Raw genomic sequence first — 9,483 nt, forward strand, 5'->3', positions numbered from 1 at the left:
GTTAGCTAGCACGTCGATGTAATCGACACGCACAAGCTCTAGTAACCGAGGAAGCTCAAAAGATCTATCGACCCTTTGTACAGGGGCACTTTGAACCACACTTCAAACATCAGGAAGAAAACTGTGTTGACACCCAACGCAGCAATTACCGCCTTAATTGGCGAGAACTTGCCGAGCAAGACCATGAACAGTGCGATGTAGACAGCGGACGAAACATAGATACCAAAAACCTGGATCGCACCAACATAAATGATTGCTGGGATCAAGACTTGCAGTACGCGCTTCAGTTGCTCACCATCGACAAATACTTCTGTGTTTTTTTCTTTACCAAAAAGGGATTGAAAAAGTGTGCCTGCGCCCGATATACAGATAACGAGACCGATATAAAACGGGAAGTACCCTGAGCCTGGACCGTCGGTGGTCCACTCTGCACCCAGGTTCCAACTGGAAATAACAACTGTAATACCCAGCAACAGCAGCAGAGCAGCTACAACTGCCTCGACAACATAAGTGGCCACGCCAGTGCGAACGCCACCGCTGGATTCTGAATTCTGATCCATGAGGAATGCTCCTGAAAATTTTTGCAATGTAGTTGGGACAGGCGAGCAGAAGCCAGCACTACCGTTAGCCGGTAGCGCTGCTTACTGCCTATATCCCGATATTGATTACTTCTTCGCCATGAAGCCTGCTTCTTGCATCAGAGTAGCGTGCTGCTTCTCTGCTGCTTCCAGCCAGACTTTGAAGTCGTTACCAGTTTTGAAGGTCGTGTTGAACGCGCCTTTTTCCATGTAGTCCTTCCATTCAGCTGTCTCACGTACCTTTTTGAAGAGGTCAACGTAGAATGCCAGCTGATCGGGAGTTACACCTGCAGGCATAAAGATGCCGCGCAACATGGTGTAGTCGGTAGGGATACCGGCTTCTTTACATGTTGGGATGTCGTTCCACGATTGAGTTTCGGTAACCTTGGTTTTGTACGGCATACGCTCATGATCGAATACGCATTGCGCTTTCAGCTTACCTGCGCGCCATTGCGAAACTGCTTCGATAGGATTGTTAACCGTTGATTGCAAGTGGTTACCAACCAACTGCACTGCAACTTCACCACCGCCTTTGAATGGGATGTAGATGAACTTGGTGCCGGTTGCTTTTTCCAGGCCAACAGTGATGATCTGATCTTCCTGCTTGGAGCCTGTGCCGCCCATTTTGAACTTGTTAGGGCCAGCTGCTTTTACCGCATCGATGTACTCTTTTGCGGATTTGTATGGCTGCTCTGCATTGGTCCACAGAACGAATTGATCCAGTGCCAACATCGCCACTGGAGTCATGTCACGCCAGTTGAACGGAACACCAGTAGCCATAGGCGTGGTGAACAGGTTCGACAAGGTGATAATGATTTTGTGTGGATCGCCCTTGTCATTTTTAATGCCGAGGAAGCCCTCAGCACCGGCACCACCCGATTTATTGACGACGATCAGCGGTTCTTTCATCAATTTGTTTTTGATGATCACGCCTTGGATCAGACGAGCCATTTGGTCAGCGCCACCGCCTGTACCAGCTGGAACCACAAATTCGACTGGCTTGGTTGGTTCCCAAGCTGCGAATGCCGGAGTTGCAGCGAGAGCTACTGCAGCAAATGCACCGGCTGTTGCCATTGCCATGCCGCTTTTCGAATGCGAAATGAAATCCTTGATCATTGCTTGTCTCCTGTTAATAATAATTTTACCTACGGTGCTACTTGCCGCGTCAGGGTGCCTTGTGAGCACTAGCACCGTGCGGCCAACGATGCCTTCTACGTAACTTAAAGTTACTTTTGTTTTCCGAGGATAGTGTGACCATTCCTCCAAAAACTTCTTGACCTAGGTCAAGTTTTCGGGACGGCGACCTCCTTTGATCGCGCCTCTTGTTTGTTACCTGAGCCACCCTTGCGAGTTACTGGGATACATATACGGCCTCCTTTAACCATACCTGCGTCACAACGATCCATCATTCAACGTGCCTGTTTATTTACGGCTATCAGTGAACGATGTCTCTTTACTCAAATTCAAACACTGCATTTTTGATTGCAATGCGACATTAATTTATCGCTTTGCATCAGTGTGCCATCCTTAGGGCATATGTTGGTGAAAAATTTATATACGTATTTATACGTATTTCTTTTCATTTTCTTGAGTTTGCGAGAACTCTTCTCAGCTTTCCTTGATGCTGGTTAAGAATTTCCATCTTTGATCGATAAGTCACCATCCTGGTGCAATCCCGCGTCATACCGTCAATTGCACGCGATCAGCGCCTACAGACAAGAAAAAAGCCCATGAAGATAAGAATATCTTCATGGGCTTTATCATCTTATCGATGCTAAGAACGCTGAATTAAGCGACTTTTTGCAGCTTGACCTGACCAGTCTCTTCATTCATGGTCTTCGCCAGCAATTTAACCAGTGCGTACACGGTGTCGATATGCGGCGTCGGTGTTTCTGTCAAGCGGCCGAGTTCTGCTACCGAACCTACCAATGCGTCGATCTCAGGATCGCGACCGGCTTCAACGTCTTGCAACATCGATGTTTTGTGTTTGCCGACTTTTTCTGCACCAGCGATACGCTTCTCGAGCGTAACGCGGAATTCGATGCCCAGTTTGTGCGCGATGGTTTGCGCTTCGGTCATCATTGCAGCAGCCAGTTCACGCGACAGCGGGTATTGGCAGATGTCTTGCAGAGTCGAGTGCGACAGCGCGCTGATCGGGTTGAATGTCAGGTTGCCCCACAATTTCAGCCAGATTTCCGAACGGATGTTGTCCAATACTGGCGATTTGAAGCCAGCGTTGGTGAAGCATTCCGATACGCGGGTTGCGCGTTCGCTGGTCGAGCCGTCCAGTTCGCCGATAGGGAAACGGTCGCCTTCGATGTGCTTGATAACGCCTGGAGCGATCAATTCCGACGCTGGGTATACAACACAACCCAGAACGCGATCAGCAGGGATCTTGGAAGTGATTTTGCCGGTTGGGTCTACGCTTTCTACGCGTGTGCCAGCCAGTTTGCCGCCATGCTTGTGGAAGTACCAGAAAGGAATACCGTTTTGCATCGTGACGATGACGGTATCCGGGCCGATCAGTTTAGGCAGGTCGTCAGCAATCGCTTCGAGTTGATGCGCTTTCATTGCCAGGACGATGATGTCTTGCGGACCAGCTTCGTCGTAGTTGTTGGTTGCCTTGACGTTTGCAGCAACGTGTTCCGAACCGTCGTGCATGATCAATTTAGCGCCGTTTTTACGGATGGCTTCCAGATTCGCACCACGTACGATGAAAGTTACGTCTTCACCAGCCAGCGCCAATTTGACGCCAACGTAACCGCCGATAGCACCTGCACCAATAATTGCAATTTTCATACCATTTACCTCGCCACTATTATTTAAAATCATTTGTGAGCTTGCCGATACCAGCAATCTCAACTTCCACGACGCTACCTGGCTTCATCGAGCCGACACCTACCGAGGTGCCGCACAGGATGATGTCGCCTGGGAACAGCGTCATATCGGCGGAAATCATGCTTACCAATTGCTGCGTGGAGAAACGCATATCGCTAATTGGATAGTTTTGACGAACATCGCCGTTGAGGACAGTTTTAACAACCAATGTGGTCGGATCCAGATCGGTAGCGATCGTTGGGCCGAATGGGCAGAAGGTGTCCAGACCTTTTGCGCGCACCCATTGTGCAAACGATTCATCACGATTCAGGATAGTTGCAACGGTAACGTCGTTTGCAACGGTGTAACCAAATACATAGTCCATCGCGTCCGCTTCAGACACTGCTTTAGCAGTTTTGCCGATAACGATACCGAGCTCGCCTTCGAACACGACTTTGTCGTCTGTAGGCGGCTTCTGGATGGTTTCACCTGGGTTCAGGTAAGAGTTAGGCGCCTTGATCAGGTACAGTGGCTCTGCTGGATCTGCCAGGTTCAGTTTCTTCGCCAGTTCGTGGAAGTTGTTCCACATCGCGATGATTTTGGTAGGTTGCGCCGGCATCAGGACTTTGACGTCATTGATGTTCAACACGGTGTCTGTTTTAACCGGGTTAGCGTACATATCGCCAGTGTGAACTTGAATATTGTCGCCTTCAAGCGTACCGAACTGTGTGTTACCTGCGTGACTAAACCGTACCCAACGTTTTGACATTTTTTGCTTTCTTAAGATTTCGAAACTTGTACTGTTAACAAAGGCAAGCAGCAGAATTAACGGCAGACCAGCGCTATCACGCGATCACATTCCGGTGCGTATTAGCGCACTTGCTACGTGTACTTCTTTGCATTTGCCAACTATCTCTAAAGCAAACACAGGGTATTTGCTGTAGGGATAACACTCCCCATGCATGGGGAGTGTCAGAACAACTTATTACAGAACCGATTTCAACAAACGGCCCATTTCAGCTGGATTGCGCGTTACTTTGATGCCGCACGCTTCCATCACAGCCAGTTTCTCTTGCGCTGTACCTTTGCCGCCGGAGATGATCGCACCAGCGTGGCCCATACGTTTGCCTGCAGGAGCAGTAACACCAGCGATGAAGCCGACAACTGGTTTTTTCATGTTGTCTTTGATCCAGCGTGCGCAGGTTTCTTCTGCGTCGCCACCGATTTCACCAACCATGATGACTGCGTCGGTGTCAGGATCGTCATTGAACATGCGCAACACGTCGATGTGCTTCAAGCCGCTGACTGGGTCACCGCCGATACCAACCACGGTCGATTGACCCAGGCCGAATTCAGCCAGCTGACCAGCTGCTTCATAGGTCAATGTGCCGGAGCGCGAAACCACGCCGATACGACCTTTCTTGTGGATGTGGCCTGGCATGATGCCGATCTTGATTTCATCAGGTGTAATCAAGCCTGGGCAGTTAGGTCCGAGCAACAGGGTTTTCTTGCCTTCCATGCGTTGCTTGGTGCGGATCATGTCGCGGACTGGGATACCTTCGGTAATGCAGATAACCAGATCAACGCCAGCATCAACAGCTTCGTCGATTGCAGCAGCTGCGAACGGAGGCGGAACATAGATAACCGAAACAGTTGCGCCTGTTTCTGCTTTTGCTTCAGCGACGGAACCGTAGATAGGCACGCCTTCGAACGATTCGCCAGCTTTCTTAGGATTCACGCCAGCAACGAAACAGTTTTTACCGTTTGCGTATTCGATACACATCTTGGTATGGAACTGACCGGTTTTACCAGTGATACCTTGGGTGATAACTTTAGTGTCTTTATTGATCAGGATTGACATGCTTATTTCCCCTGTGCTGCGTTGACGACTTTTTCAGCCGCTTCAGCCATGTTGTTTGCCGTGATGATAGGAAGACCCGATTCAGCCAGGATCTTCTTGCCCAGTTCTTCATTGGTACCAGCCATACGAACGACCAGTGGAACTGTCAGATCAACTTGTTTTGCTGCAGCGATCACGCCTTGCGCAATCACGTCGCACTTCATGATGCCGCCGAAGATGTTAACCAGAATCGCTTTGATGTCCGGGTTCTTCAACATGATCTTGAATGCTTCAGTTACTTTCTCAGTCGTAGCACCGCCGCCTACGTCGAGGAAGTTAGCTGGCGAACCGCCGTACAGCTTGATGACATCCATGGTTGCCATAGCCAGACCAGCGCCGTTAACCAGGCAGCCGATGTTGCCGTCGAGCGAGATGTAGGTCAGGTCAAATTTCGATGCTTCGATTTCTGCCGGATCTTCTTCGTCCAGATCGCGCATTTCCTGGATTTCAGGATGACGGTACATTGCGTTCGAATCGAAGTTGAATTTCGCGTCGAGTGCAACGATACGGTCGTCGCCAGTCACGATCAATGGGTTGATCTCTGCCAGCGATGCATCGGTTTCGTCGAATGCTTTGTACAGGCCTTGCATGAATGCACGTGCCTGGCCGATCGAACCTTCTGGTACGCCGATTTTGCGGGCGATGTCGTCAGCCTCGCTATCGAGCAAACCTGTGACTGGATCGATGAATACCTTGTGAATTTTCTCAGGAGTGTGTTCGGCAACGTGTTCGATGTCCATGCCACCTTCGCTGGATGCCATCAGGGCAACGCGTTGGCTACCACGGTCAACAACCATACCGACGTACAGTTCTTTTTTGATGTCCGCGCCTTCTTCGATCAGCAAACGCTTAACCAGACGACCTTCAGGACCGGTTTGGTGTGTTACCAGCGTCATGCCGAGGATGTCGTTTGCGTATTTACGCACTTCATCCAGCGATTTTGCGACCTTGACACCGCCGCCTTTGCCACGGCCACCTGCGTGAATCTGGGCCTTAACAACCCAAACTTTGCCGCCGAGTTTTTCTGCAGCCTGAACAGCTTCATCTACGGAAAAACAGGGGAAACCTTTTGGTGTCGTAACACCATACTTACGCAGTATTTCTTTTCCTTGATACTCGTGGATATTCATGATCGTCCTTGTTGATAATCAATTTTTTGGCAGCTCTATGCTGCGATAAATTTTCTTTTGCTTGAATCCACGCAAAAACCGTCGATGCTCCCAGCAAAAAAGCTGCTATTTTAACTGCTGCTATATCGAAATTAACGGTGACGTGGATTGTCCGAGAAGAGTATCCCGATATCCTTGACCACGGTTAAGATTCGATACTTGCCGCACCTTAATCGATCATACTTATGCAAAAATCGATGAAGAAAACGGCGATCGCGCGAGGATTAATTCGCATCAGTTACAACAAATGGAGTGAGCTGCAAATTTGACGCGGCGCAACATCGAACCGATAGATTGATGTACACAGTCAAATTGCCTTGCATCCACTGCGATTGCGTCAGGTCATGACACAATCCACAAGGATACCGTGCTCAAACGCCTACTTCGCCCCGTTGAAACTCAGCCCAGTTCACCGAGCGTGTTACGCGGGTTCCAGAGGCAGTCATGGTTTCATAGCAGCGTGCTTTGGCGGCTTGAATTGCTTCAATCAGGAAATCGGCTTCATACACTTTCAGGAGATGCTGTTGGCAAGTTTCCAGATAATGTTGAAGACGTTTGCGACCACCTGCGGCGACGGCAAGATCATCGTCGGTGTTCGCATCCCAATACCAGCTCAAGCCGAGTTCGTAAAACGCTGCGTTATAAGCGTTACGATGTAGATCCGCTGCATCATCTGCAGAATATTGATCCAACGCGGCTGTGAACATAGTAAGTCTCCTGTCTAGATTTTGGTACTCATTTAGCGTTGTTTTCTAAACTTAAATGCATCTTAGGGGCAAAAAATGATTAGGCATAGTTAAAGTATTTAATCATAATGATTCCTTTAAGCTTATACATCGACTATTCCTGCCATGAAGAACGCAACACTCCGGCAATTAAAGGTTTTTGAGACGGTTGCCCGCCACCTAAGCTTTTCGCGAGCTGCAGAAGAATTGCACCTTACGCAACCCGCGGTTTCCACCCAGGTCAAGAAGCTGGAGGAGCACGCCGGCCTTGCCCTGTTCGAGCAATTAGGGAAAAAAATCTATCTCACGCCCGGCGGCTCCGAGCTGCTGCACTACAGTCGCACCATCATCCAGCAGTTCCAGGAAGCGGAAGATGCGATGACGCAGTTCAAGGGCATCACCGGCGGCAAGCTGAACGTCGCGGTTATCAGCGCGGGCGATTACTTCTTCCCGCGCCTGCTGGTGGAATTTGCGCGCAGCCATCAGGGCGTGACGCTGAACCTGTCAGTACACAATCGCGAAGGCCTGCTGAACCAGATGACCAGCAATCTGACCGATATCGCGATTATGGTGCGGCCGCCGACCGATATGGATACGATCAACGAGGCATTTGCGCCCCACCCTTACGTGATCGTGGCGGCACCTGACCATCCGTTGGTGTCACAGAAAAATATCCCGATGAGCAGGCTGATGCAGGAACCCTTCGTCGTGCGTGAAAAAGGTTCGGATACCTGGCACTCGATGGAAGACGGTTTCGGTGATCGTATCAATGACATCAATGTCGCGATGGAAATCCGCAGTACCGAAACCATCAAGCAGGCGGTGATCGCAGGCATGGGTGTGAGCTTCCTTTCTGCGCACACCATCAGTCTGGAACTGCAGGCTGGCAGTCTGGCCGTGCTGGATGTCGAAGGCTTCCCGGTTATGTTGAACTGGTACATCGTGCACCGGAAGAACAAGCGCCTGCCGCCAGTCGCACAAGCCTTTAAAAACTTCCTGCTGGAAGAAGGTCCGGAATTGATCGAACGCCTGATCCGTTACAATCCGAAACCGGGCAAACAGTTAAGCGACCTGCCCGCGAAAGCATCAGGCAAGAACAAAAAATAATCCTCTTCAACGTCCAGCAAAAAGCCCGCCATTCTTTACGAACTGGCGGGCTTTTTTATCGCATGTAGCGGCGCTTATACCTTCAGGATAATTTTGCCGATATGTGTGCTGGTTTCCATCAATGCATGTGCTTGTGCCGCTTCTTCCAATGGGAAGGTTTGGTAGATGACCGGTTTGATTTTGCCTGCTTCTATCAATGGCCAGACACGCTCACGTAACTGTTTCGCAATCGCAGCCTTGAATGCGACCGGACGCGGACGCAAGGTCGAACCGGTAATTGTCAGGCGACGCAACAGGATTTGACCCAGGCTGACTTCTGCCTTGTTGCCGCCCAGCAGCGCGATGAATACGAGACGACCGTCATCAGCGAGACAGCGAATTTCACGCGATACATAATCGCCACCGACCATGTCAAGAATCACATCGACGCCCTTGCCACCGGTAGCAGCTTTGACCACTTCAACAAAGTCTTCAGTCTTATAATTGATGCCGCGTTCGGCGCCCATCACTTCACAAGCACGGGCCTTGTCGTCGCTGCCTGCAGTTGCAAACACGCGATGACCCAACGCTTTAGCGATCTGAATTGCGGTGACGCCGATACCCGAAGTACCACCTTGCACCAGCAAGGTTTCGTCGCCACTCAAACCAACGCGATCAAACACATTGCTCCAGACCGTGAAGAATGTTTCTGGCAGCGAAGCAGCTTCGACTGCATCCAGGCCTTTAGGAATCGGCAGGCATTGCTCGACCGGCGCGGTGCAATACTCGGCATAACCACCGCCCTGCGCCAGCGCGCAAATCATGTCGCCCAGTTTGAAATCAGTACCAGCCAGGTCGCCGCCGACGATTTCACCCGCCACTTCCAGGCCTGGCAAATCAGACGCGCCTTTAGGCACCGGGTAATTACCCGTACGTTGCAGCACGTCAGGACGGTTAATACCCGCCGCATGCACTTTGATCAATACTTCGCCAGCCTTAGGCTCGGGCATAGGACGCTCGCACAGCTTCAAGACATCTGGTGGGCCTGGCTGAGTAATCTCGATCGCGCGCATGGTAAATCCTTTAATTGTGTAGACGTTGAAGGCAGCAAGGATATTCGATAATCGATTTATCTGCCAATCCCATGCGCAAATCGCCGCTAAACTAAAAACGCCTTAAACCACGCGCCCGGCCATCGGCGACGATGG

Annotated in this window: 9 protein-coding genes; 1 reads left to right on the top strand and 8 read right to left on the bottom strand. The window is 50.4% G+C overall.

The features are described 5' to 3' along the window. Positions 1–38: 38 nt before the first annotated feature. From DBR37_RS16570 to DBR37_RS16600, 7 genes are all read right to left on the bottom strand, one after another. Positions 39–560, bottom strand: a complete 522-nt coding sequence (locus DBR37_RS16570; RefSeq protein WP_124575580.1) for a tripartite tricarboxylate transporter TctB family protein — start codon at positions 558–560, stop codon at positions 39–41. A 105-nt stretch (positions 561–665) separates the two neighbouring features. Then, positions 666–1,694, bottom strand: coding sequence for a tripartite tricarboxylate transporter substrate binding protein (locus DBR37_RS16575; RefSeq protein ID WP_124575581.1), 1,029 nt, complete (start codon positions 1,692–1,694; stop codon positions 666–668). Between the two features lie 672 nt (positions 1,695–2,366). Then, positions 2,367–3,377, bottom strand: coding sequence for a 2-dehydropantoate 2-reductase (locus tag DBR37_RS16580; RefSeq protein ID WP_124575582.1), 1,011 nt, complete (start codon positions 3,375–3,377; stop codon positions 2,367–2,369). A gap of 19 nt (positions 3,378–3,396) precedes the next feature. Next, positions 3,397–4,164, bottom strand: a complete 768-nt coding sequence (locus DBR37_RS16585; RefSeq protein ID WP_012078257.1) for a fumarylacetoacetate hydrolase family protein — start codon at positions 4,162–4,164, stop codon at positions 3,397–3,399. 216 nt (positions 4,165–4,380) lie between these two features. Continuing rightward, a complete protein-coding gene (gene sucD, locus DBR37_RS16590) occupies positions 4,381–5,256 on the bottom strand; it encodes a succinate--CoA ligase subunit alpha (RefSeq protein WP_012078256.1) in 876 nt (291 codons plus the stop codon). A gap of 2 nt (positions 5,257–5,258) precedes the next feature. Beyond that, on the bottom strand, positions 5,259–6,425 hold the full coding sequence (gene sucC / locus DBR37_RS16595; RefSeq protein ID WP_124575583.1) for an ADP-forming succinate--CoA ligase subunit beta: 1,167 nt from the start codon (positions 6,423–6,425) through the stop codon (positions 5,259–5,261). A 410-nt stretch (positions 6,426–6,835) separates the two neighbouring features. Next, on the bottom strand, positions 6,836–7,171 hold the full coding sequence (locus DBR37_RS16600; RefSeq protein WP_124575584.1) for a hypothetical protein: 336 nt from the start codon (positions 7,169–7,171) through the stop codon (positions 6,836–6,838). 144 nt (positions 7,172–7,315) lie between these two features. Here DBR37_RS16600 and DBR37_RS16605 point away from each other — a divergent pair, with 144 nt between their 5' ends. Continuing rightward, positions 7,316–8,296: a LysR family transcriptional regulator gene (locus DBR37_RS16605; protein WP_124575585.1), complete on the top strand. Its 981-nt coding sequence runs from the start codon at positions 7,316–7,318 to the stop codon at positions 8,294–8,296. Between the two features lie 74 nt (positions 8,297–8,370). Here the strand turns inward: DBR37_RS16605 and DBR37_RS16610 are convergent, their stop codons facing one another. Next, positions 8,371–9,348, bottom strand: a complete 978-nt coding sequence (locus DBR37_RS16610) for an NAD(P)H-quinone oxidoreductase (protein WP_124575586.1) — start codon at positions 9,346–9,348, stop codon at positions 8,371–8,373. Positions 9,349–9,483 lie beyond the last annotated feature (135 nt).

This window comes from Herminiimonas sp. KBW02 (assembly GCF_003852535.1).
GTDB lineage: Bacteria > Pseudomonadota > Gammaproteobacteria > Burkholderiales > Burkholderiaceae_D > Oxalicibacterium.

What these genes read in the sequence shown, in the direction of transcription:
- DBR37_RS16610 (WP_124575586.1), bottom strand. Translation starts at nt 9,348, where the DNA reads ATGCGCGCGATCGAGATTACTCAGCCAGGCCCACCAGATGTCTTGAAG.
- sucD (WP_012078256.1), bottom strand. Translation starts at nt 5,256, where the DNA reads ATGTCAATCCTGATCAATAAAGACACTAAAGTTATCACCCAAGGTATC.
- DBR37_RS16575 (WP_124575581.1), bottom strand. Translation starts at nt 1,694, where the DNA reads ATGATCAAGGATTTCATTTCGCATTCGAAAAGCGGCATGGCAATGGCA.
- sucC (WP_124575583.1), bottom strand. Translation starts at nt 6,425, where the DNA reads ATGAATATCCACGAGTATCAAGGAAAAGAAATACTGCGTAAGTATGGT.
- DBR37_RS16605 (WP_124575585.1), top strand. Translation starts at nt 7,316, where the DNA reads ATGAAGAACGCAACACTCCGGCAATTAAAGGTTTTTGAGACGGTTGCC.
- DBR37_RS16600 (WP_124575584.1), bottom strand. Translation starts at nt 7,171, where the DNA reads ATGTTCACAGCCGCGTTGGATCAATATTCTGCAGATGATGCAGCGGAT.
- DBR37_RS16580 (WP_124575582.1), bottom strand. Translation starts at nt 3,377, where the DNA reads ATGAAAATTGCAATTATTGGTGCAGGTGCTATCGGCGGTTACGTTGGC.
- DBR37_RS16585 (WP_012078257.1), bottom strand. Translation starts at nt 4,164, where the DNA reads ATGTCAAAACGTTGGGTACGGTTTAGTCACGCAGGTAACACACAGTTC.
- DBR37_RS16570 (WP_124575580.1), bottom strand. Translation starts at nt 560, where the DNA reads ATGGATCAGAATTCAGAATCCAGCGGTGGCGTTCGCACTGGCGTGGCC.